Here is a 22,084-nt window from a genome sequence, read left to right as displayed (position 1 = left end):
AGGTTGGGCAGGGGAGCGGCTACTTGATGCCGGTGGCCGCGACGCCCTGGATGAAGTACTTCTGGAGGGCAACGAACAGCAGGATGATGGGCGTGATCACCAGCACCGAGCCGGCCAGGAGTAGGCCGTAGTCCGTGGCGTTCTGGCCCGTGGAGTAAAGGGAAAGGGCCACCGGCAGGGTGTACATTTCCTCGCTCTGCGCCACCACCAGCGGCCACAGGAAATTGTTCCAGGAACCGAGAAAGGTCAGGATGCCGAGCGTGGCCAGCGGCGGTCCGCACAGGGGCATCACAATCCGAAGGAAGGTGCGTAGTTCACCCGCGCCGTCTATCCGGGCGGCCTCGATGAGCGAATCCGGGATCCCCGCGATGAACTGCCGCATCAGGAACACCCCCATCGGCGCGGCGAGGAACGGCAGGATCAGGGCCGGGTACGTGCTGACCATTCCCAGTTTGCTGACCAGGACAAACAGCGGCACAAACGTCACCACGCCCGGGACCATCAGCATGACCATCACCAGCAGGAACAGGAAACGCTTGCCGGGGAAGTCTATCTTCGCCAGCGCGTAGCCCACCATCGAGCAGAACAGCAGGTTGCCGAGCACCGTGAACACGGCCACCACAACGCTGTTCAGGAAAAACGTGCCGATCTGCAGCTCGGTGAACCAGGCCACGAAGTTCTCCAGCGTGGGCTGCTCCGGCCACCACGTGATGGGCCGGCGGAGCAGCTCGCCCTGGGTTTTGAACGCGCCGAGCAGCATCCAGGCAAACGGCAGCAGCGTGGCGGTCACGGCCACCAGGAGGGCCACATAGATCAGCGCCCGGCGCGTGGACAGCCGGCGGCCAGTACGACGGCGGCGGGCCGGGACGGGCGGCGACGTCGGCACCTGGGTGCCTCCCGCCGTCGTGCCTCCCGCCGTTGTGCGTTCCGCTTGTGCGCGGGGGAAGGTTGGTGCGGTTTCCGGGATGGTCATGTCCTCAGTCCTTGGATCGCAGGGCGCGGAATTGGATCAGGCTCAACAGCGCGATGGCCACAAAAAGCACGTAGCTGGCGGCGGAGGCGAGCCCGTATTTGCCGAACCCGAACTGGTTGAACGTGAAGTAGCTGACCGACAGGGTGGAATCCAGCGGGCCGCCCTTGGTCATCACGAACGGCTCCTCGAAGAACTGGAGGAAGCCCACGGACAGCAGGACTGTTCCCAGCAGCAGCGTGGGGCGGAGCATCGGCAGCGTGATCTTCATGAACCGCTGCCAGGCGCTGGCACCGTCCACTTCGGCGGCCTCCAGGATGTCCGCGGGGACGGTCTGGAGTCCGGCCAGGAAGATGATCATCAGGGTGCCGAGGTTGCGCCAGACAGCCAGCATGATCAGGGCCGGCATTGACCAGGTGGTGCTGTTGAGCCAGTCCGGGCCCGCGATGCCCACCCAGCTGAGGATGATGTTCAGCAGGCCGTCCGGCTGGAGGATGAAGCGCCACACCACGGCCACGGCCACAATGCTCGTGACCACGGGGGTGTAGAAGCCCACGCGGAAGGCCGTGCGGAAGCGGGTGATGCCGTTGTTCAGGGCCACCGCGAGGGCCAGGGCCAGGACGGTGGTGAGGGGGATGCCGGCCAGCACGAAGTAGGCCGTGTTCAGGACGGAGTGCAGGAACTGCGGATTCTTGAACAGGGCGGCGTACTGGTCAAGCCCCACGAATCCAACAGCCAGCGGGTTGTCGATGTCGCGGCTGGTGAAATCCGTGAAGGACATCAGGAACGACGACACCAGCGGGCCCAGCATAAAGACGCCGAAGATGAGGACGAACGGTGCGGCGAAGAGCCACGCCGTCACGGCGTTGCGGCGCCGGCGCGAGCCGCCTGGCCTGGCCTTTGCGCGGGCCGGAGGCCTGCCGACACCCCTTGAAGTGCCGGCAGGCATCGTGTTGGTGGTGGCAGCCACTGTTACTTCCCGGTGCCGATCGAATCTGCGGTCTGCTGCAGGGACTTCAGGGCTTCGGCGGGGTCCTTGCCGGCCTTGACGATCTGTTCGATTTCGCTGTCCGCGGCTGCCGCAACCTGGGTCCAGGTGGAAACGGCCGGCGGGTTGTTGGTGGTCTTCAGCTGCTCGCCGAAGATGGAGAGCTTGCTGTCCGACGCAAGGGACGGGTCCTTCCAGGCGCTCTGCTGTGAGGGCAGGTCACCGGTGGCCTTGTACCACTTGAGCTGGACCTCGGGCTTGGACAGCCACTGGAGGAGCTTCCACGACGAATCGCGGTTCTCGGACTTCTTGAAGACCACCAGGTTGGAGCCGCCCACGAAGGACGTGGAGGTCTTTTCCTTCGGCATCAGTGCGACCTTGTACTTGTCCTCAAAGCCTGGGCCGCCGGCCTTGTTGAGCAGGCCGACGTGCCACGGGCCGCTCATCAGCATGGGGGCGGAACCGTCCACGAAGGATGCTTCGGCGGTGGTTCCGGTGGACACGGCCTTGGATGCGAGCCCGTCAGCGAAGAAGCTGGCATAGTACTCCAGCGCCTCAACCGCTTCCGGGGTGTCGAGGGTCCACTTGGTGCCGTCGTCGTTCATCAGCTTGGCGCCGTTGGACCACTGGAACGGGAGGGTGTCCAAGTAGGAGCCTGCTACGCCGGCGGGCAGCTGGACTCCGTATTTTGCCCCGGCCTTCTCCTTGAGTGCCGTGGCGAGGGTTTTGAAGTCATCCCAGGTTTCGGGCGTTGTGGTGATGCCGGCCTTCTCCGCGAGGTCGCTGCGGTAGTAGACAACACGCGTGTCCACGTACCAGGGAACGCCGTAGGTGGTTCCTTCAACCTCGGTTGATTTCACCGAGCCGGGGAAGATGTCGCTGGAATCGATCTCCTTGGGTGTGGCGTCGAAGGAGTTGGCGAAGTCGCCCATCCAGGTGGTGCCCATTTGGGCCACGTCCGGGGTGGTGCCGCCTGCGATGGCGGTCTGGTACTTGCTGAGGGCGGCGTCCCAGGGGATGGCCGTGACGTTGACCTTGACGCCGGGGTTTTCTGATTCGAATTCTTTCAGCAGGGCGGGCAGTGCCTCGCCTTCGCTGCCCTGCGCCCACAGTGTGATGGTGCCCGACGCCGGCCCAGAGGCAATGGCTTCGGCCGGCGATGATGCTGCGGGGCCGGTGGAGTCCCTGCCGCAGGCGGTCAGGAGCAGTGCGGCGGCGATGCCTACGGCTGCGGCCTTCTTAGCATTCGGATGGATCATCATTGTTCCTTTCGTGGTTCCGCGGGCCGGCAGGTGGCACGGCGCGGAGGGAGCAGGAGAGGTGGAGCTATCCCGCCAGGAAATATCTAAGCGCTTTGATTCGGTTCGTAATGTCAATCTAAGCGCATTGAATGTGATGTTGGCAACAGCTGGCGCTAAGTTTCTTCAACTGTCTGGGCGCGAAGGGACACTTGGGGCCCCGCCGTCGTGCGGTGGCCGTAAGCCTGACCCGTGTGCCTAGACCGGCCGGCAGCCACAGCTTTCGCGCAGCACCACGCGCACGGGCAGTTTCAGCTCCACCGGGGGCTTGTCCGGGTGGTCGAGCCTGTCCAGGAGCAGCTCCACCATGGTCCGGCCCATCCGTTCCATCGGCTGCCGCACTGTGGTCAGCGAAGGCCGGATGACCCGCCCCGCGGCGATGCCGTCGAAGCCGGTCACGGCCACGTGTTTCGGCACACTAACGCCGCACGCGGCCAGCACATCCATAACAACCAGCGCATCCTGGTCGGTGGCGCAGACAAAGGCCTGCGGCAGGGAGCCCTGCTGGCAGATGGTCCGGATAGTTTCCGCGACGGAGAGCTCGCCGCCCGACGGATACCGGGGCTCGTGCCTCATCTTCACGCCCGCAGTGGCAAGGGCGCCCCGGAATGCCTCGAGCCGTTCGTCGTTGTCGGAGGACGGCATGGCGCCGATGAACATCAGCTCGGTCAGTCCATGCACATTGATCAGGTGCTCGGTGATTGCACGCGCTCCGGATGCGTTGTCCACAGTCACATGGTCCATACCCCGGTTGCGCACGCTCTCCGAGACCTCCACGACGGGGATGCGGCGGGCTATGCGGGCCAGGGCCTCGACAGGAACCGAGCGCGGGAACACGGCCAGCCCGTCAACCCTGCCGGCAATGTCCGACAGCACCGCTTCGTTGTTCGCGGGGTTGCCGCCGCCAACCAGCAGCGCCTGCCCCCGGCGCCAGCACTCCAGTTCGACACCGCGCTGGACCTCATCCACGTACAGGGGGAACAGGCGCAGGTTGCCTTCCTCGCGGTCGCCGCCCAAAGGGTCTCCGTCCAAAGGGTCGCCGCCCTCAGGGTCCGCGCCCGCGGCCGGCTCCTGCGGGATCCCGCCTGACAGCCCACCCGGCCGGCCCGGCGGCCCGTCCGGCCCGCCGGCCAGTCCGTCCTGCACGCCGGGGCCTCCCGACGGATCCAACAGGTAGTCGTAGGCGAATAGGCCCAAGGCGCCGGTCCTGCCTCGCGCGAGTCCGCGGGCGCTGGCACTGGGCACGTAGCCCAGTTCGTCGGCGGCTGCGAGCACCAGTTCGCGGGTAGACGCCTTAACCTTCTCCGGCTGCCGGAAGGTAAACGAGACGGTTGCGATGGAGACGCCCGCGCGTTCGGCGACGTGGTAAACAGTGGGGCCCTTTGCCATGTGATTCTCCTTCTGGTCCGAGTCTATGCGCTTAGTACCTGCGCGCGGGAGTCCCGGGACAGGCAGGCGTCCGCAGGATGGCAAACTGGTTCGGTGACTTCCCTGAACTCCCTCGCCGCCGCGCGGATCGCCGTCGACGCCCTGATCGACGGCGGCGTCCAGTACGTGGTGGTCTCGCCCGGATCGCGCTCCGCCCCCATGGCCTACGCCCTGGCCGAGGCCGAAGCGGCCGGCCGCGTGGACCTCCTGGTCCGCATCGACGAACGGTCCGCCGGCTTCACCGCCCTTGGCCTGGCCCTGTCCACCGGCTCCCCGGCGGCCGTCCTCACCACCTCAGGCACCGCCGTCGGGAATCTCATGCCCGCCGTGATGGAGGCCAACCACGCCGCCGTCCCGCTGGTGGTGGTGTCAGCGGACCGGCCCGAGGAGCTGCAAGGGACCGGCGCCAACCAGACCACCATCCAGCTGGACCTGTTCGGCGAGCACGTGCGCTTCGCCGCCGACGTCCCGGCCGGCAGCAACCCGCTGCGCGCGGTGGAAACGGCGCTGGCCGCGGCCACCGGAGCGTTTTCCGACCTCGCACCCGGGCCCGTCCAGCTGAACCTGGCGTTCCGCGACCCGCTGGTTCCCGCCCCGGGGGAAGGGCTTCCGACGGCGGCCGGGCATCCCCGGTTCCGGATCGGCACCGACCCGCTCACCATGAACCTGCCGCCCGCCCCTGCCTCGCTGGAGGAAAGGCGCACCGTGGTGCTGGCAGGGCACGACGCCGGGCCGGTCGCCGAAGCGTTCGCCCGCGCACACGGCCTGCCGCTGCTCGCGGAACCGTCCTCAAACGCCCGGTTCGGTCCCAATGCCGTGGGCCCGTACCGGCTGCTGCTGGAACACTTCGGAGCGTCGTCCGCGCTGCCCATCGAACGGGTGGTGATGTTTGGCCGGCCCACGTTGTCCCGCCCGGTTGCAGCACTTTTGGAGCGTGCCGACGTGCCGTCCGCGCTGTACCAGCCGGTTCCCGTGGCCTGGTACCAGCCGGGCCGGCGCACGGAACTTCCGCTGGAGAACCTGGCCGATCTCGCCGATTTCGCCGGCCGCGGTCCGTCCGACTGGCTGGATGCCTGGCTGCTGGCCGGGGCCGCCGCGCAGCACGCGCTCGACGGCGTCCTGGCTGCCGAGCCCGCCGCTTCCGGACCCTCCGTGGGCGCCCAGGTCTGGCAGCAGGCCCGAGGCCAGTTGATGCTGGGATCCTCCAACGGCATCCGCGATGTTGACCTGGCCGGCCTCCCCGCCGCCGAGCCGGCGGCCACGGTGTACGCCAACCGCGGCCTCGCCGGGATCGACGGCACCATCTCCACCGCCACCGGGATCGCCATCGGCGGCCGCCAGGACACCACGCTGCTGCTGGGCGACATTACTTTCCTGCACGATGCCGGCGGCCTGCTCCTGGGGTCCGGCGAACTCGAGCCCGGGCTCCGGATCGTGGTGCTGAACGACGCCGGCGGGGCCATCTTTGATCTGCTGGAGCACGGGGCTGTGCGTGAAGCCGGATGCTACACGGACGCCGTCGAGCGGCTCTTCGGCACCCCCCACACCGTGGACATCGCGGCACTCGCGGCGGCGTACGGCGTCGGGCACTGCTCGGTAAGTACGACGGCGGGACTCGCCGAGGCGCTCGCCGCACCGCTGAAGGGGCGCAGCATCATCGAAGTCCGCACCGACCGTGTTGGCCTCCGCGCCCTCCACTCTCGCATCAAGGCCGCCGTCGCCGCCGCCGTGTCCGCCGTCGGAGCGTAGGATCGCGCTCGCGGCTGGCTGACGCGCGGAAGGCCCTATGACGCGCAAATGCCCTGCCGCTACCGGTATTTCGGTGGCGACAGGGCATATGCGCGTCGACAGGCAGGCGCCGCGTCGAAAGCGGCTACTCTTCGATCTCGATGTGCGTCGGGTCCAGGACTCGGCGCAGGAACTCCTTGGTGCGGGCCTGGGTGGGTGCGGAAATGACGCGCTCGGCCACGCCTTCCTCCACCACCACGCCGCCGTCCATGAACACCACGCGGTCGGCTACTTCGCGGGCGAAGCCCATCTCGTGGGTCACCACCAGCATGGTCATGCCCTCCTTGGCCAGGTTCCGCATGACCGAGAGGACATCGCCCACGGTCTCGGGGTCCAGCGCGGAGGTTGGCTCGTCAAAGAGCATCAGCTCGGGGTTCATGCTGAGCGCCCGGGCGATCGCAACACGCTGCTGCTGGCCGCCCGAAAGCTGGTCCGGGAAACGGTCGGACAGGTGCCCCAGGCCGACGCGGTCCAGGTTGTGCTGGGCAACCTTGTCGGCCTCTTCCTGGGACCGCTTCAGGACCTTCGTCTGCGCGATGGTGCAGTTCCGCTTGGCATCCAGGTGCGGGAACAGGTTGAACTGCTGGAACACCATGCCCACCTTGCGGCGCATTTTGTCGATGTCCACGTCGGGGTCGGTGGCTTCGAAGCCACCCACGTGGATGGCGCCCTCGTTGGGCTGTTCCAGGAGGTTGACGCAGCGCAGGAGGGTGGATTTGCCGGAGCCGGACGGGCCGATCAGGCACACCACTTCGCCCGGGGCAACGTCCAGGCTGATGCCCTTGAGGACCTCGTTGCTGCCGTAGGACTTGCGGAGGTCCTTGATGGACACTCCGGCCGCGTTGATGGTGCCGGTGTTGCCGGCGGAGGAATTTACGACGTCGTTCATGGCTTCCCTGCCTATCGCTTGGTCCGCGCGGAGCGGCTTTCGAACTTCCGGGCCAGGAGGCTCAGCGGGATGGTGATGACCAGGTAGAAGGCGCCGGCGACGAGGAGCGGCGTCAGGCCCGCGCCCAGGCTGGAGATGCCGTCGCGGCCGAACTTGGTGAGCTCGTACTGCGATGCCGTGAGGCCCAGGACGTAGATCAGCGAGGAGTCCTTGGTCAGCAGGATGACCTCGTTGGTCAGCGGCGGGAGGACAATCTTAAAGGCCTGCGGAATGACGATGGACACCATGGCCCGCCATTGCGGCATGCCCAGCGACCGTGCGGCTTCGAGCTGCCCCTTGGGCACAGCCTGCAGGCCGGCGCGGAGGGTTTCGGCGATATATGCCGAAGCCACCATACCCAGTGAGATCATGACGATCAGGGTGACGTTCCACTGAACGCCGAAGGCGAGGGGGACACCGTAGCCGAAGGCGATGAACACCAGCAGTGCCGGGACGCCGCGGAAGAATTCGATGTAGCCGGTGGCGATCCAGCGGTACAGCGGGAAGCTGGACAGCTTCATCAGGGCCAGCAGCAGGCCGCCGGAGAGGCCCACGACAAAGCCAAGGAACGTGTAGATCAAGGTGTTTTTGAGGCCCACCAGGAAGATGTCCGGGAACATCGGGCCGATCTTGCCGAAGTTGAAGACACTGGTACCGATGGTCTTCCAGTCGGTGGCCAGAGCCAGCGCGGCCACGGCCACAACGAAGATGCCGATCTGGACATACAGGCTTACTCTGGCCCGTTGACGTGCGGTCATTGCCATGGGGTGCTCACATTCATTTGCGTGGCTGAGGCCCCGGACGGGCTGCAGCGCAGTCCGTGCGGGGCCCCAGCGGCGTGGTTCTCAGGGCTGTGAAGGTCAGTCCGGATTGCCGGCTACTTGGCGGTCTCGCCGAACCAGGTGGTTTCGAACTTCTTCAGGCTGCCGTCGTCGGTCAGGCGCTTCAGGGTTCCGTTGACCTTCTCGGCCATGGCGGTGTTGCCCTTCTTGATGGAGATGCCCAGCTTCTCGCCCGTGGCGTAGTCATCCACACGCTCGAACTTGGGATCATCCTTGATGGCGTAGGCCAGGATTGACTGGTTGCCCAGGGCAGCGTCGATGGTGCCGGCCAGGAGAGCCTGGACCAGGAGGCCACTGTCCTCGAACTGCTGGGCGTCGATGCCGTTCTCCGCCGCGTACTTTGCGCCGGTGGTGGCCTGCTGGACGCCCACCTTCTTGCCCTTGGCGCTGTTGATGTCCGTGATCCCGGACGCCTTGGTGGCCACGAGGGTGAGGTCATCGTCCATGTACGGGTTGGAGAAGTCCATGACCGACTTGCGGACATCCGTGATGGAAATCGAGGAGATGGAGACGTCGCAGCCGGTGAGGGCGGTTCCGGTCTCGATGGCCTCGAAGGAGCTGTCCACGATGCTGAGTTCGGCGTTGAGGTCCTTGGCCACTTCATTGGCGATATCGATGTCGAAGCCAACGATCTTGCCGTCCTTCTGGAATTCGAAGGGCTCGTAGGGGACGTCGGAGCAGACAGTGAGTTTGCCGGCATTGATGAGCTGGATGCCGCCCTCGGTCGCTGCCGGGGTGGTGCTGCCGCCGCAGGCAGTGAGGGTGAGTGCGCCGGCGGCCAGGATTGCTGCTGCCTTGGCGGCGAACTTGGCCTGGGCCAGGGACTTGAGCTGCATGTTCTTTACCTTTTGTTGCAGGGGTGTGCGGTACTAAATCGGTTCATAGTGTATCGCCGAATGAGAGATGTGCATCACACGAAACTTAGTTTCACTATTGGATAACTAAATCACAGCCTAAATCAAGACCCGGGAGGCGGCGAGTGTCTGGAATTCCGGACACCGGGGGATGGCGGCCTTAGCTGGAAATCCCCAGCGACTCCAGCATCGGCCGGAACTTCGCCCACGTCTCCGCCAGCTCGGCCGCCGGCTGGGAGCCGTCAACTATGCCGCAACCGGCATATAAGCGCACGGTCTGCGGATCCTCAATCACTGCGCCACGCAGGGCGATGCCCCATTCGCCATTTCCGGCAGCGTCGAGCCAGCCCACCGGCCCTGCGTACGGGCCACGGTCCAGGTGTTCAAGCTTGCGGATCAGGGCGCCGGCCACCAGCGTGGGCGTGCCGCAGACCGCGGCCGTGGGGTGCAGCGCGTTGATCAGCGCCAGGCACGTGGGAACGTGGCCCTCCACTTCGGCGAGCTCCGCCTTGACGTCCGACGCCAGGTGCCACACGTTCGGCAGCTCCAGGATGAAGGGTTCGTCGTGCGCGTTCATGGCCTCGGAAAACGGTGCCAGCTGCGACGTCAGCGACTGGATCGCGATCTCGTGCTCGTGCCTCTGCTTCTCGGATCCGGCCAGCACCCGCTCGGCGTAATCCATGGGAATCCCGGACTCGCCGTGCGCATCGCGGCGGTCCAGCGTCCCGGCCAGCACGCGCGCCTGGGCGGTGCGGCCTTCCACCTGGATCAGCATCTCCGGGGTCGCGCCCACCAGCCCGTCCACGCCGTACGTCCAGCATTCGCGGTACCGCACGGCGAGCTCGCGCAACACCTGCGCGGCGTTCACGCCGGACGGCACCGTGGCCACAATGTCCCGCGCCAGCACCAGTTTCTCCAGCGCACCCGTCCGGATCTCCGCCACGCCGGCGGCGACGGCGGCCATCCAGTCTTCCTCGCTGAGCGAACCGGTGTGCAGGGTGGCCCCGTCGGCGGAAGGCAAAGGACGCACGACGGCGCCGGCCTCACCACCGGCGGGGACGTCACCGGGGGTGCTGCCACCGCTCAGCCAGCCGGCCAGGGCGGCGAGGGCGCCCGCCTCGGTGAGTTCGCCGTCGTCGACCGTCAACTGGGTGAGCCAGTACCGGCCGTCGCGGACGCCCACCACGATCTCGGGCACAATCAGCCGCGATACGTGGGTGGACTTCTTGGAAAACGCGAAGGAGCCGAAAGCCACCGGGCCGGTGCCGGGCAGCTCCACCGAGTCGGTGATGTCCGCTTCGAGGACCAGGTGGCGCCACCAGATATCCGCTTCGAGGAAGCGCTCAGGGCCGGTGGCGGTGAAGCGGGCGATCTCGCCGAAGCCCACCAGGCCGGCTTCGCGGCGGGTCCAGCAGAGGACGTCGTCCCGGACCAGGAACTGCGGCAGTCCGCCGGCAGATGCGTTGCCATCCAGGGGGACTGTGAGGGTTCGGAACGTGCTCGTCATGATGAGACAACATTACTCCCGCGCGTGTCAGACCCGGGCCGGACGCCCCGTGCGTCGCTCGGGGACGGCAGGGGCGGAGAACAGGTCCGGCCGTGCGGCGCGCATGCTCGCGACGTCGTCCAGGATGAAGCGCAGGTGGCTGCGCAGCCCGTCTTCCGCAGCCGAAAGGTCGCCGGCGAGGATCGCGTCCAGCACGCGTCGGTGGTCGGCCGCGTACTCCGTGATGCCGCGGTAGCCGCTGAGTCCCAGGTAGCGGGCGCGGTCCAGGTGGCCTTTGGCGTTGGAGACGGTGGCCCAGGCTGTTTCGTGGCCGGCGATGGCTAGCAGGGTCCGGTGGAAGTCCTCGTCCAGCGGGTAGAACTCCTCGCGGGTGGTGCAGGTGTCCTGCCGGTCCAGGAGTTCGTAGAGCGCGGCTGCGTTTTCAGGGGTGATGTTGCGGGCGCAGTCAGCCAGCGACGCCACCTCGATGGCCTCGCGGATGAACTGGGCCTGCGCCACGATATCCGGATCGAGGTAGGTCACGTAGGTGCCGCTCTGCGGGCGGACCTCCACGAGCCCTTCCTGCGCGATGAGCATCAGGGCTTCTCGGATGGGCTGGCGGCTGGTGCCCAGGTGGTGCGCCAGTTCGTTCTCGGAGAGGAGGGTCCCGGGCGCGTCCTCGCCGGAGATGATGCGCTCACGGATCTGCGCGTACGCCATCATCCGGGCGGAAATGCGCGGGGTGGTGTCGGGGGCGGCCATGCTTCCACAGTAGCCGTGCCGCCTGGCCCCGGGCACAGTCCGCAAGGGTCCAGGAATCAAGCTGCGTCATCTCTTGACACACTGGTATGGCAGTGCTTGAATGGCAGTCGTTGTCCCGATGAAGGGGACAAGACCAAGACGTCTGGCCATGCCGCATCATTGAAGCTGTGCATCCGGCCAGGCCCGTAGAACAGAGGGGTTCATGACGGCAACAATCCAGGTAGGCGCCACCCAGCGCTCATCCAAAGACCTGATCAGGACTGCAGTATCCGGCTGGCTCGGAACGGCCATGGAATACATGGACTTCCAGCTCTATTCGCTGGCCGCCGCCATCATCTTCCCCAAAATCTTCTTCCCCAACTTCGACCCCGTAGTGGGCCTGCTGATCGCCTTCATGACCTACGGCGTGGGCTTCCTGGCCCGCCCGGTGGGCGCCTGGTTCTTCGGCCGCATGGGTGACCGCGTGGGCCGCAAGAAGGTCCTGGTCATCACCATCATGATGATGGGCGTCTCCACCATGCTTATCGGCTTCCTGCCCGGCTACGCCCAGATCGGCCTCGCCGCGCCGGTCATCCTCGTGTTCCTCCGCCTCGCCCAGGGCTTCGGCGCCGGCGCAGAACTCTCCGGTGCATCGGTCATGCTGGCCGAATATGCCCCGCCCAAGAAGCGTGGCCTGATCGCCTCCTTCGTCTGTCTCGGCACCAACTCCGGCACGCTGCTGGCCTCCGGCCTGTGGGTCCTGCTGACGCTCCTGCCCGAAGAAGCACTCATGAGCTGGGGCTGGCGCCTGCCGTTCATCGCCAGCATCGGCATCACGCTGTACGCCCTCTGGATGCGCCGCAACCTCAAGGAAAGCCCCGTCTTCGAGGCCGCCCGTGCGCAGGAAATCGCCGACGCCGCTGCTGCCGCCGCCTTCGCCGCTGAGTCCGGCGCCGCCGTCGGGCAGTCCGCCGAAGCACCCACCGCGCTGGCCGCCAAAACCAAGCGCAAGGGCAAGGCCTTCTTCCTGGCCATGGCACTGCGGATCGGCGAATCCGGCAACTCGGCCATGATCCAGACTTTCCTCATCGGCTACATCGTCACGGGCTTGAGCATGGACAAGAGCGTGGGCACCTTCGCGCTGCTGATCGGCTCGTTCCTCGGCTTCGCCACGGTTCCGCTGGCCGGCTGGCTCTCCGACAAATTCGGTCGCCGCAGCATGTACCGCGCCCTGTCCGGCTTCCAGATGTGCTTCGCCGTCCCGGCCCTGCTGATGATGCAGTCCCGCGATCCGTTCCTGGTCTCGCTGGCGCTGATCATCGGCCTGTCCGTCTCCGTGCTGGGCATGTTCTCGGTCCAGTCGGCCTACGTGAACGAACTTTTCGGCTCCCGCAACCGCTACACCCAGCTGGCTATGGCCAAGGAAATCGGCGGTGTGCTCTCCGGCGGCCTCGCCCCCATCATCGCCGCCGGCCTGCTGGCCCTGTTCACCAACTCCTGGTGGCCGGTGGCCGGAATGATGGTCCTCTACTCCGCCATCGCCTTTGTGGCCACTTTCTTCGCCCCGGAAACCAAGGGACGCGACCTGACACTCGTGGAGGATGCAGTTTGAAAGCCGTAGTTGTCCATTCCGCCGGAGACCTGCGCCTCGAGGACCGTCCGGACCCGGACTGCCCGGCCGGCTCGGTGATCGTCGACGTCGAATACGGCGGGATCTGCGGCTCGGACCTGCACTACGTCGCCCACGGCGCCTCCGGGCTGAGCATCCTGGCCGATCCCATGGTCCTGGGTCACGAGGTGGCCGGCCGGATCTCCCTTGTTGGTGACGGTGTGGAGGGCTTCGCGGTGGGCGACGCCGTGACCGTCCACCCGGCCGTGTACTGCGGCGAATGCACTGACTGTCTCGCCGGTCGCACCAACCTCTGCCCGCAGGTCACCTACTACGGCAGCGCCGCGCACCGGCCCCATACGGACGGCGCCTTCGCCTCCCGCAAGGCCGTCCCGGCGGGCCAGCTCCGCCGCCTGCCCGACGGCGTCACCACCCGGCAGGCCGCCGTCGCCGAACCGCTCGCGGTGGCGATCCACGCCGTCGGCCGGGCCGGCAGCCTCGCCGGCAAAGACGTTCTGGTGAACGGCGCCGGGCCCATCGGCGCGCTGCTGGTGGCCGCCGCCCGCCGTGCCGGCGCTGCCAGCGTCATCGCCAGTGATCTCTCGGAGACTTCGCTGGCGATCGCCAAACGGATGGGAGCCGACGGCGTCGTGCTGGTGGGTTACGGCGCGCAGCTTCCCGAGGTGGATGTTGCGTTCGAGGCCTCCGGCGCTGCCCGCGCACTGGGCGGTGTCCTCGCGGCCGTGCGCCGCGGCGGCGTCGTGGTCCAGGTGGGCAACCTGCCGGCCGGGCCCGTGACGGCCGAGCTCGCCGCACTCGTCTTCCGTGAGATCGACTACCGCGGGACCTTCCGCTTCGCGGACGAACTGGATGACGCCCTGGCCTACCTGGCGGACGGGCTGGATGTTGAGCCGCTGCTGACGCACACGTTCGACGCCGGTGACGTGGCCGAGGCGTTTGCCGTGGCTTCGGACCGGGGGACGGGCTCGTCGAAAGTCCTTCTCAAGTTTGTCTGAGACAATTGCATGGTGAACCGAGCATCCTTGGAAAAGCGTCCGGACGAAGTAGCCACGATGTTTGACGACGTCGCACCTAAGTACGACGTCGTCAACGATGTCCTCTCCATGGGGCAAACCCGCCGTTGGCGCAGGATCGTGGTGGACGCCATGGATATGAAACGGGGCCAGCGGGTGCTGGACCTGGCCGCGGGAACCGGCACCTCCAGCGAGCCATATGCCGATGCGGGCATAGATGTCATCGCCTGCGATTTCTCCCTCGGCATGCTCAAGGTGGGCAAGCGCCGCCGCCCGGACATCAACTTCGTTGCCGGCGACGCCACCAACCTGCCGTTCGCGGACAACAGCTTCGACGCCAGCACCATTTCGTTCGGGCTGCGCAATGTCAACGAGCCCAAGAAGGCGCTGGCCGAGATGCTCCGCGTCACCAAGCCGGGCGGCAAGCTGGTCATCGCCGAGTTCTCCCAGCCCGTGGTTCCGCTGTGGCGCACCATGTATACGGAATACCTCATGCGCGCCCTGCCGGCCATCGCCGTGAAGGTGGCCTCCAACCCGGACGCCTACGTGTACCTCGCCGAGTCCATCCGCGCCTGGCCGGACCAGGACCACCTGGCCGCCTGGCTGCAGGAATCCGGGTGGGAAAAGGTCACGTACCGCAACCTGACCGGCGGGATCGTGGCCGTGCACCGTGCCACCAAGCCGCTGGAATCCACGCCGGAGGGCGCAGCGGAGGCCATCGCCGCACACAAGGGCCCCGTGGCCAAGCTTCGCCGCAACATCCAGCGCTGACCTGTGAATGTTCTGATTGTCGGCGCGGGGCCAGCCGGTTCCACCGCCGCGTACTACCTTGCCAAGGCCGGCATCAGCGTGACCGTCCTGGAGAAAACCAGCTTTCCGCGCGAGAAGGTCTGCGGCGACGGCCTCACCCCGCGGGCAGTCCGCGAAATCCAGAAGCTCGGCCTGCCGCACCCTGAAGCGGACGGCTGGCGCCGGAACAAGGGCCTTCGCCTGATCGCCGGTGGCCGCACCATCGAACTGCCCTGGCCCGAGGTCTCCGACTTCCCGCAGTACGGCCTGATCCGGACGCGGCTGGGCTTCGACGAGGAACTGGCCCGCCACGCCCAGGCCGCAGGCGCCGAAATCCTCGAGCGGCACAGCGTCACCGAGGCACTGCGCTCGGAGGACGGCCGCGTGACCGGTGTCCGCGCAGCGCTCCTGGACGAGTCCGGACGCAAGACGGGGGAGTCACGTGACTTCAGCGCCGACGTCGTACTCGCCGCAGACGGCAACTCGACGCGAACCGCCGTGTCGCTGGGCATCCACAAGCGCGACGACCGACCCCTCGGCGTCGCCGTCCGCACCTACTTCACCTCGCCCCGGCACGATGACGACTGGATGGAAGGCTGGCTGGAGCTCCCCGGCCGCGACGGAAAACTGCTCCCCGGCTACGGCTGGGTGTTCGGCGTCGGCGACGGCACCTCCAACGTGGGCCTCGGCATCCTGAACTCGTCCAAGGAATTCGGCAAGCTCGACTACAAGCAGGTCCTGCGCGAATGGACCGCCGCCATGCCCGCCGAGTGGGGCTTCACCCCGGACAACCAGGTGGGCGAAATCCGCGGCGCCGCGTTGCCCATGGGCTTCAACCGCACCCCGCACTACTCGCCCGGCCTCCTGCTCCTGGGCGACGCCGGCGGCATGGTCTCCCCGTTCAACGGCGAGGGCATCTCCTACGCGATGGAATCGGCACGGTTCGCGGCGGAGTTCATCATCGACGCGTCCGCCCGTTCCTCTGCTGCGGGGGCAATGTACGACGCCGACGCGCACCTCGCGGGGTACGCGGACTATGTGCGGGGGCAGTGGGGATCGCACTTCACGCTGGGCCGGGCATTTGCCGCGCTGATTGGAAAACCCGCCGTGATGAAGCTCGCGCTGCGGACCGGGATGCCCATTCCCGTGCTGATGCGCTTTGTGGTGCGGCTGCTCGCAAACCTGACGGACCCGGCCGCGAAAGGCTTCGAGGACCGGGCCATCCGCGTCCTGGAGTCGCTGGTTCCGGCCACCTCCAACACCCCGTCGGCCTCGAATCAGCGGTATCCGCAACAAAAAGTTAGGGTTAACCCGTGACTAACTCCGCAGACCACAGCTGGACGCACGCCGGGCACGGCCTGCCGGACTCCGAACCCAGCCTCAATACCACCGCCATTGCCACGGGGCTGCAGCTGCCCGCGGGCTTTGCGGCCATCGCGGAGGACGCCGAGCTGGGCCCCGCCATCACCAATAACCTGGCCCGCGTGGAGAAGAAGCTCCGCGAGGCCATTGCCAACTCCGATCCGCTGGCTGATGCAACGTCGCGTCACCTCGTGGAAGCCGGCGGCAAGCGTATCCGGCCGCTGTTGACGCTGCTCTGCGCCCACCTTGGCGACGCCTCACTGCCTGCCGTGGTCCAGGCGGCCGTGGTGGTTGAACTGACCCACCTGGCAACGCTGTACCACGACGACGTTATGGACTCGGCCCCGTTCCGCCGCGGCGCCCCCACGGCCCACGAGGTCTGGGGAAACTCCGTGGCGGTACTCACGGGCGACCTCATCTTCGCTCGCGCGTCCATCCTGGTCTCCGAGCTTGGTTCCCGTGCGCTGGGCATCCAGGCGCGGACGTTCGAGCGCCTGTGCCTGGGCCAGCTGCACGAGACTGTGGGCCCGCGCCCGGACGAGGATCCGGTGGAGCACTACCTGTCCGTCATCGCGGACAAGACCGGGTCCCTGGTGGCCGCATCGGGCCAGCTCGGTGCCATCTTCGCCGGTGCCGACGAGGCCTACGAGGACCTGCTGGTGGAGTACGGCGAGAAGGTGGGCGTGGCCTTCCAGCTCGCCGACGACGTCATTGATGTCACCGGCGTCAAGGTGAAGTCCGGCAAGTCCCCGGGTACGGATCTCCGCGAGGGGGTGCCCACGCTGCCCGTTCTGTTCCTGCGGCGCGATGCTGCGGCCGGTGACCAGTCCGCCGTCGAACTTTTGAAGCTCATTGATGGGGACCTGACCTCCGACGCTGCCTTGGCTGCCGCCGTGGCCGGGCTGCGCGAGCACCCTGTCACCGCTGAGTCCTGGGTGGTTGCCCGCCGCTGGGCCGACGAAGCCATTGCGGCACTGGCGCCGCTTCCGGAGGGTGTTGTGAAGTCCTCGCTGTCCAACTTCGCCCTGGCTGTGGTAGACCGCGCCAGCTGATTCTCTTCTTTTGCAGCGAGGGCCCCGGCCGGGTTGAACCTGGCCGGGGCCCTCGCTTTTTGCTTGGGGGAGTTCGTTAAATGCAATAGCCCCGGTTCTCAGCAACGAAACGAATCACACGTTGCGTCGAACCGGGGCTATATCTCCGTTCGCATCAGACCCGCCGGAGGCGTTTAGCGGATCCGTGAACAGTCTATGACAGCTTTGTCACAGGATGCAAGCCTGCTGTTACTGCGCGTGTCACATGCCTTGCGTCCTTCGTGGGGCACATTGCGGCGTCCGGGGAGCCTTCCGGGCTGTGGTGCTACCTCCCAAGGGATGGTGTCGGTTAGACGAACGAGGCGGTCACGGTGGCGCCCCGCAGGCCGGCGGTGCGCGCGGCGAGGCGCCAGCCGCTGCCACGACGGGTGACGGCCAGCGCGGGGTCGGCGGAGACGAACCGCAGCCCGGGCAAGTCGACGTCGACGACGATCTCCTGCCGCATCTGCGTCGGGTCGCTGAGGGCGACGCGGGTGGGACGGGCCCAGTGGGTGGTCGTGGCCGTGGCCGTATGCACGACGACGGATGCCGCGCCGTCGGCAGCCACCGAACCGTCGCGCCCCGCGCTCCCCAGCACGAAGCTCCCAGCGGCCCAGAAGTTGGCCGCGACCGTGTCGCCGAGCGCGACGGCGTGCACCGTCTCGTCGCGCTCGAGCACCCGGAGACCGTCCGCCGTGCCGCACGCCTCCGCGAAGCGTCGCGTGTCCTCGGCGCTCGCGGTCGGGAGCATGACGTATGCGTAGCCCGCGCCTGCCGGTGCGGCGCCGTGATCGAGCCACGCCGTGAGGTACGGCCGCGTGACGGGGGTGTCGGTGCCGTACTTGAGGTTGATCTCGCGCCACGTATGGGTGCGGTCCTCACGCAGCGCGTGCAGGCGCGCTCCGTCGGGGAAGACGTAGCCCGACGTCCCCGTGAGGTGGCACCACCGCACGTCGCCGAGCGCCCCCGCCCACCCGGGAACGGCGCCCTGGTCGACGCCGTCGACGACGAACGTCGCGCCGTCGCGCACCTTGCGGTTCTCCACGATCGTCTCGACGCCCGCCGCCCCGGGTGCGGTGATGCCGGAGCCGAGGCAGACGACGGCGTCGTCCAGGAGGAACCAGCTCTTGAGGGCCCGCAGGTCCGAGACCTGCGCGCGCAGGTCCTGGCCGTAGGCGCCGAGGGTCTCGCCCGGCACGGCCGCGCCGCCGACCCAGGACGCGTCGCTGGTCGCGCGGTGCCCCGCCCCGTTCGCGAGGCGCACCGTGTCCACGGTCGTGCCGGGCAGGCGGTAGGGGTCCACCGTCGGCCAGTAGTCCTCGCTGTAGTGCCCCAGGTCGTCGGTGTAGAGAAGCACCATGCCGTCGGACAGGTGCCAGCCGTGCAGGTTCTCGTTCTGGATCGACTCGTACGTGTACACGCGGCTCGAGAAGGCGCTCACGCTCACCGCGAAGCCTGGCCGGTGGTGCACCACCTTGTCCATGGCGGGGTACTGGCGGTGCGCGACGAGCGGCCCGCGCGGTGTCGGTCCGGCGGCCAGCAGGGCTTTCGCCGCCACGACCGACGCGGGCGTCGTCACGGCCAGGAAGTCGCGGTAGGTGTCCTCAGTGATCCACCGAAAGAGGAGGGACCTGAGGGCAGCCGCCTGCTCGGACGGGGCTGACGGCACGAGGCGCAGCGTGCCCTCGATGACGGCCTGCGTCGGGGCGTGACCCTGCTTGCTCGGCCGCGCGATCTCCCGGCCGCAGACGGCCGCGACCATGTCGCCGCGCACCATGAGCGGGTCGAAGGCGTCGGTGACCCATGCGTAGACGTTGGCCAGGGCCGGGTCGGTGACCTGCCACGGTGAGTCGCCCAGCAGGTGCAGCAGAGAGGACAGCGTTCCGAGCAACTCCTTGCCGTAGCCGCCGTTGTACGGGTGCTTCCAGTGCTGCAGGAACGAACCGTCACGGAAGAAGCCCTCGCCGGTACCGGTCCCCTGCGTGTCGTCGACGAAGGCGAGGACGCTGTTGGCGCCCCCTCCCTCGACGTCGCTCAGCGCGTCACGAACCCGCACCAGGGCGTCGCCGTCGCCGTCGAGCGCGGCACGGACGGCGACCACGGTCGCGATCCACACCCGGTTGGCGCCGGTGGCGATCTGGCGGTCGGCGCGCCACAGGTTCGGGTCCGGCGTGTAGTGCTGGATCGCCGCCGTCGAGCGTGCGAGCGCTTCGCCGAGGTGCTCGCGCAAAACCACGAGCGTGTCAGCCAGGGCAGAGGCGGAGCCGATCTCCCAGTCCCAGTCGTTGTCGAACCGCGGCAGGCCGGGTCCGTAGACGTGGGTGTGCATCCAGTCGATGCCGTCGACCACGGCGTCTGCCACCGCGCCGTCGCCCGCGACCGACGTGCCCGGCGTCGCCCAAGCCACCGCGATCGAGCGCAGCCGTCGGAACGTCGTGCTCACCGTGTTGGACCGGGTCCAGTCGGCGAGGTCGGGCCACAGCGCGCTCCGGTCCGCGGACCGGTCGAGCGTGGTGAGCACGGTCGTCGCCGCGCGGTCGACGCGCCGGACGGCAGCCGCCACGTGCGCGTCGCTGAGGTCCAGGCCGGGTCCTCCGGTCTGCAGCACCGCCCAGCGCTCGACCAGCTCCGCGGTCGTGGACGCGGCGGCCGCCCGCACCGGCAGGGCCAGAAAGGGCGCCAGCGCGGCGGCAGCCGCAAGCATGCCCATGCCATGCAGCACGGTGCGCCGGTTCGGTCCTGCGGCAGGGTCGGTGCCGGGGTTTGTCGTGTCGTTCTCCATCACGGTGCCTCTCGTCGTCGAGCTGGTGGTAGTGCGGTGGAGCGCCCGCGCCGTGGCGCGGCAGGTCCGCTCGTCCTACGACGAGCGGAGTGTGGAAGGTCGGTCAGCCGAGGATCAGGCGGCGGTCGACCGCCGCGGCCATGGCGGCGGCGCCCGCAGGGCTCGGATGGAGGCCGTCACCGCTGTCGTACGCGGGCAGCAGGCGGGACGGGTCGGCTGGGTCGGCAAGCACGGCCGCGACGTCGACGACCGCGTCGAACGCTCCCGTGCGTCGGGTCCCGGCCGCGCCGAGCAGGGTGGCGTTGACGTACCGCCGCTCCTGCTCCAGGGCGGGCGTCCAGCGCTGCCAGCCGCCGAACGGCGTGATCGTCGTGCCGACCACGCGGAGCCCCTGGTCACGGGCGCGCAGCGCGATCTGTCGATAGCCCGCGAGGATCACCTCGGGATCGGTCTGGCTCGGGGGCTGCTGCAGGTCGTTGACGCCGAGGACCACGAGCAGCGCGTCCACCCCGGACAGCGCGAGCGCGTCCCGGTCGAGGCGCGCCTGACCGCTCGGACCGAAGCGCTCGTCGTCGAGCAGCACACGGTTGCCGCTGATGCCCAGGTTCGCGACCCCGACCGCCCCGCCCCGCTCCGCGAGCCGCCGTGCCAGGTGGTCGGTGAGGCGCTGGTCGGCGTCGTCGGGCGTGCCGACGCCTTCGGTGATCGAGTCCCCCAGCACGGCGACGCCGGGGACACCCGGGCGCTCGACGTCGACACCGCACAGCAGCACCGCGGACCGGGTCGTCTCGGCGCCGGCTGCGAAGCCCTCGCCCGGGTCGGCCGTGAGGTCTCCCGTGCCGACGTAACCGGTCGCGTGGGTGTTGCGATGGAAGCTCAGCGGGCCGGTCGGTCCGGGCAGGTGCACGCTGACGACGAGGTCCCCGGCGTCCGGCACCGAGAGCTCGACGGGGTCGCTGACGAGCGTGGCGCCCGCGGCGAGCAGCCCGTCCCTCGCCCCGCCGAAGGTCACGACGGCCACGGTCACAGGGTCGACGGCGGCTCCCGGGCCGACAAGGCCGGGGGAACGGCGGGCGACGGTCACCGCGCCGATGCGCACGGGCGCCGTGGAGAAGGTGCCCGCGAGACGCACGCGCAGACGACCCGTGCCGTTCGGCCCGCCCGGCCCGGTCCCGGCGGTGAGCCGCAGCACGTGACGGATGGTCCGGTCGGTGACACCGCCCAGGACCAGCGGGTCGTTCGTCGTCGGGCGGATGTGCGCGGTGGTCCACGACGGGACCCACGCCACGGTGCGGCGGGTCGTGTCCGACGGCGGTCCGGTGGACGTCGTCGTAGCGACGGCGGCAGCCGCGGCGGGCGCGACGAGCAGCGATCCCGTCGAGGCCAGTGCGCCGACGAGCAGGGAGCGGCGAGCGAGCGGTGCGGTGCTGGTCACGCGTCCTCCGTCTGGTCGAGGATCACGAGGCCCATGGCCGCGAGGAAGCTGCGACAGCTGTACTCCATGGCTTTGCCCTTTCGATCGGCATTGATCTCGCTAGGCGGTAGACCATCCGGGCCTTGAGCAACCCGTCTGGTGTAACGATGCACTCACCCTAGGGCGCCGTCGCGCCCAGGTCAAGCCCGATCCTGCCGGCCTGGCTACACCGACCGCCACGTCCTCAAACCGTACGATCCCAGGGAACAGGCCTGCCCCTGGGTCTTCCGTGTGGCCCGGCGGCCCTTCTCGCGCCTTCGTCACAGAGGCTGGCGGCGATAGGCTATATCGTGATCGGCAGTTGATCGATACACTGTGGCCGCACCGAACGATGGCATCTCTGGCGTCGGTCGCAGCCGCACTCGACGGAGGAGATGCGCGACCACATGGCCGGAGTCACGATCCAGGATGTCGCACGAGCCGCGGGCGTCTCCCCGAGCAACGCGGGCGTCTCCCCGAGCACCGCGGGCGAGGTAACGGTTGCCGTGCCCGGTCGAGCCGTTGCCCTTGATCTTCCCCCCGGAGGAAGTGATACCCGGGGAGAACTTCGCCCAGGAACACAGGTGCCCGGCGGTCGGGAAGCGGGACATGTCGACCCCGATTTCGGCCAGAAGGCGGAGTATTCCAGTGTAACGATGCAT

18 protein-coding genes are annotated in these 22,084 nt (G+C 68.1%); 6 read left to right on the top strand and 12 right to left on the bottom strand.

The window, feature by feature from the left end:
* Positions 1 to 19: 19 nt before the first annotated feature.
* The 4 genes from NIBR502772_RS19055 to NIBR502772_RS19040 all read right to left on the bottom strand — a co-directional run bounded on the left by NIBR502772_RS19055 (position 20) and on the right by NIBR502772_RS19040 (position 4,645).
* Positions 20 to 973 (bottom strand): carbohydrate ABC transporter permease, encoded by a 954-nt coding sequence (locus NIBR502772_RS19055; RefSeq protein WP_246848590.1) that lies wholly within the window; start codon positions 971 to 973, stop codon positions 20 to 22.
* A gap of 4 nt (positions 974 to 977) precedes the next feature.
* Complete coding sequence (locus NIBR502772_RS19050; RefSeq protein ID WP_168223624.1) at positions 978 to 1,919, bottom strand: carbohydrate ABC transporter permease; 942 nt, start codon at positions 1,917 to 1,919, stop codon at positions 978 to 980.
* 23 nt (positions 1,920 to 1,942) lie between these two features.
* Positions 1,943 to 3,217 (bottom strand): sugar ABC transporter substrate-binding protein, encoded by a 1,275-nt coding sequence (locus tag NIBR502772_RS19045; RefSeq protein ID WP_141141340.1) that lies wholly within the window; start codon positions 3,215 to 3,217, stop codon positions 1,943 to 1,945.
* 237 nt (positions 3,218 to 3,454) lie between these two features.
* On the bottom strand, positions 3,455 to 4,645 hold the full coding sequence (locus NIBR502772_RS19040; protein WP_141141339.1) for a LacI family DNA-binding transcriptional regulator: 1,191 nt from the start codon (positions 4,643 to 4,645) through the stop codon (positions 3,455 to 3,457).
* A gap of 93 nt (positions 4,646 to 4,738) precedes the next feature.
* On the opposite strand from NIBR502772_RS19040, the gene menD reads away from it, so the two are divergent.
* Positions 4,739 to 6,433 carry a 2-succinyl-5-enolpyruvyl-6-hydroxy-3-cyclohexene-1-carboxylic-acid synthase gene (gene menD / locus NIBR502772_RS19035; RefSeq protein ID WP_141141338.1) on the top strand — a complete coding sequence of 565 codons (1,695 nt, stop codon included), beginning with the start codon at positions 4,739 to 4,741 and terminating at the stop codon, positions 6,431 to 6,433.
* A gap of 124 nt (positions 6,434 to 6,557) precedes the next feature.
* On the opposite strand, the gene NIBR502772_RS19030 is transcribed toward menD, so the two are convergent.
* The 5 genes from NIBR502772_RS19030 to NIBR502772_RS19010 all read right to left on the bottom strand — a co-directional run bounded on the left by NIBR502772_RS19030 (position 6,558) and on the right by NIBR502772_RS19010 (position 11,344).
* Positions 6,558 to 7,361, bottom strand: a complete 804-nt coding sequence (locus tag NIBR502772_RS19030) for an amino acid ABC transporter ATP-binding protein (protein ID WP_141141337.1) — start codon at positions 7,359 to 7,361, stop codon at positions 6,558 to 6,560.
* Between the two features lie 11 nt (positions 7,362 to 7,372).
* Complete coding sequence (locus tag NIBR502772_RS19025) at positions 7,373 to 8,164, bottom strand: amino acid ABC transporter permease (RefSeq protein ID WP_104061771.1); 792 nt, start codon at positions 8,162 to 8,164, stop codon at positions 7,373 to 7,375.
* A gap of 113 nt (positions 8,165 to 8,277) precedes the next feature.
* Positions 8,278 to 9,078 (bottom strand): ABC transporter substrate-binding protein, encoded by an 801-nt coding sequence (locus NIBR502772_RS19020; protein WP_141141336.1) that lies wholly within the window; start codon positions 9,076 to 9,078, stop codon positions 8,278 to 8,280.
* A gap of 178 nt (positions 9,079 to 9,256) precedes the next feature.
* On the bottom strand, positions 9,257 to 10,603 hold the full coding sequence (locus NIBR502772_RS19015) for an isochorismate synthase MenF (RefSeq protein WP_141141335.1): 1,347 nt from the start codon (positions 10,601 to 10,603) through the stop codon (positions 9,257 to 9,259).
* A 27-nt stretch (positions 10,604 to 10,630) separates the two neighbouring features.
* Entirely contained in the window at positions 10,631 to 11,344 is a 714-nt protein-coding gene (locus NIBR502772_RS19010; protein ID WP_246848589.1) for a GntR family transcriptional regulator, read from the bottom strand.
* 202 nt (positions 11,345 to 11,546) lie between these two features.
* Here NIBR502772_RS19010 and NIBR502772_RS19005 point away from each other — a divergent pair, with 202 nt between their 5' ends.
* From NIBR502772_RS19005 to NIBR502772_RS18985, 5 genes are read left to right on the top strand one after another with little or no spacing between them, the layout of a single operon-like run.
* Positions 11,547 to 12,935, top strand: a complete 1,389-nt coding sequence (locus NIBR502772_RS19005) for an MFS transporter (protein ID WP_141141334.1) — start codon at positions 11,547 to 11,549, stop codon at positions 12,933 to 12,935.
* A complete protein-coding gene (locus NIBR502772_RS19000; RefSeq protein ID WP_141141333.1) occupies positions 12,932 to 13,948 on the top strand; it encodes an L-idonate 5-dehydrogenase in 1,017 nt (338 codons plus the stop codon). Before NIBR502772_RS19005 ends, NIBR502772_RS19000 begins: the two co-directional genes overlap by 4 nt.
* Before the next feature lie 12 nt (positions 13,949 to 13,960).
* Positions 13,961 to 14,737, top strand: coding sequence for a demethylmenaquinone methyltransferase (locus tag NIBR502772_RS18995; RefSeq protein ID WP_246848588.1), 777 nt, complete (start codon positions 13,961 to 13,963; stop codon positions 14,735 to 14,737).
* Positions 14,738 to 14,740: 3 nt separating this feature from the next.
* Positions 14,741 to 16,072, top strand: a complete 1,332-nt coding sequence (locus NIBR502772_RS18990; RefSeq protein ID WP_141141331.1) for a geranylgeranyl reductase family protein — start codon at positions 14,741 to 14,743, stop codon at positions 16,070 to 16,072.
* A complete protein-coding gene (locus tag NIBR502772_RS18985; RefSeq protein WP_058931582.1) occupies positions 16,069 to 17,169 on the top strand; it encodes a polyprenyl synthetase family protein in 1,101 nt (366 codons plus the stop codon). Before NIBR502772_RS18990 ends, NIBR502772_RS18985 begins: the two co-directional genes overlap by 4 nt.
* A gap of 328 nt (positions 17,170 to 17,497) precedes the next feature.
* Here NIBR502772_RS18985 and NIBR502772_RS18980 read toward each other — a convergent pair whose 3' ends face one another.
* The 3 genes from NIBR502772_RS18980 to NIBR502772_RS22885 all read right to left on the bottom strand — a co-directional run bounded on the left by NIBR502772_RS18980 (position 17,498) and on the right by NIBR502772_RS22885 (position 22,033).
* The gene (locus NIBR502772_RS18980; protein ID WP_141141330.1) at positions 17,498 to 19,969 is read right to left on the bottom strand and encodes a polysaccharide lyase 8 family protein; all 2,472 of its coding nucleotides are present in this window, start codon (positions 19,967 to 19,969) and stop codon (positions 17,498 to 17,500) included.
* A 103-nt stretch (positions 19,970 to 20,072) separates the two neighbouring features.
* Positions 20,073 to 21,404 (bottom strand): GDSL-type esterase/lipase family protein, encoded by a 1,332-nt coding sequence (locus NIBR502772_RS18975; protein ID WP_141141329.1) that lies wholly within the window; start codon positions 21,402 to 21,404, stop codon positions 20,073 to 20,075.
* Positions 21,405 to 21,703: 299 nt separating this feature from the next.
* Positions 21,704 to 22,033, bottom strand: coding sequence for a transposase (locus NIBR502772_RS22885; RefSeq protein WP_246848828.1), 330 nt, complete (start codon positions 22,031 to 22,033; stop codon positions 21,704 to 21,706).
* Positions 22,034 to 22,084 lie beyond the last annotated feature (51 nt).

The sequence above is a fragment of the Pseudarthrobacter sp. NIBRBAC000502772 genome, from assembly GCF_006517235.1.
Lineage (GTDB): Bacteria > Actinomycetota > Actinomycetes > Actinomycetales > Micrococcaceae > Arthrobacter.
Note: the sequence above shows the minus strand (reverse complement) of the source record. Positions and strands in the feature narration are given on the sequence as shown.

What these genes read in the sequence shown, in the direction of transcription:
- NIBR502772_RS19055 (WP_246848590.1), bottom strand. Translation starts at nt 973, where the DNA reads ATGACCATCCCGGAAACCGCACCAACCTTCCCCCGCGCACAAGCGGAA.
- NIBR502772_RS19020 (WP_141141336.1), bottom strand. Translation starts at nt 9,078, where the DNA reads ATGCAGCTCAAGTCCCTGGCCCAGGCCAAGTTCGCCGCCAAGGCAGCA.
- NIBR502772_RS19025 (WP_104061771.1), bottom strand. Translation starts at nt 8,164, where the DNA reads ATGGCAATGACCGCACGTCAACGGGCCAGAGTAAGCCTGTATGTCCAG.
- NIBR502772_RS18980 (WP_141141330.1), bottom strand. Translation starts at nt 19,969, where the DNA reads ATGGAGAACGACACGACAAACCCCGGCACCGACCCTGCCGCAGGACCG.
- NIBR502772_RS22885 (WP_246848828.1), bottom strand. Translation starts at nt 22,033, where the DNA reads ATGTCCCGCTTCCCGACCGCCGGGCACCTGTGTTCCTGGGCGAAGTTC.
- NIBR502772_RS19045 (WP_141141340.1), bottom strand. Translation starts at nt 3,217, where the DNA reads ATGATCCATCCGAATGCTAAGAAGGCCGCAGCCGTAGGCATCGCCGCC.
- NIBR502772_RS19030 (WP_141141337.1), bottom strand. Translation starts at nt 7,361, where the DNA reads ATGAACGACGTCGTAAATTCCTCCGCCGGCAACACCGGCACCATCAAC.
- NIBR502772_RS19050 (WP_168223624.1), bottom strand. Translation starts at nt 1,919, where the DNA reads ATGCCTGCCGGCACTTCAAGGGGTGTCGGCAGGCCTCCGGCCCGCGCA.
- NIBR502772_RS19015 (WP_141141335.1), bottom strand. Translation starts at nt 10,603, where the DNA reads ATGACGAGCACGTTCCGAACCCTCACAGTCCCCCTGGATGGCAACGCA.
- NIBR502772_RS19040 (WP_141141339.1), bottom strand. Translation starts at nt 4,645, where the DNA reads ATGGCAAAGGGCCCCACTGTTTACCACGTCGCCGAACGCGCGGGCGTC.
- NIBR502772_RS19010 (WP_246848589.1), bottom strand. Translation starts at nt 11,344, where the DNA reads ATGGCCGCCCCCGACACCACCCCGCGCATTTCCGCCCGGATGATGGCG.
- NIBR502772_RS19005 (WP_141141334.1), top strand. Translation starts at nt 11,547, where the DNA reads ATGACGGCAACAATCCAGGTAGGCGCCACCCAGCGCTCATCCAAAGAC.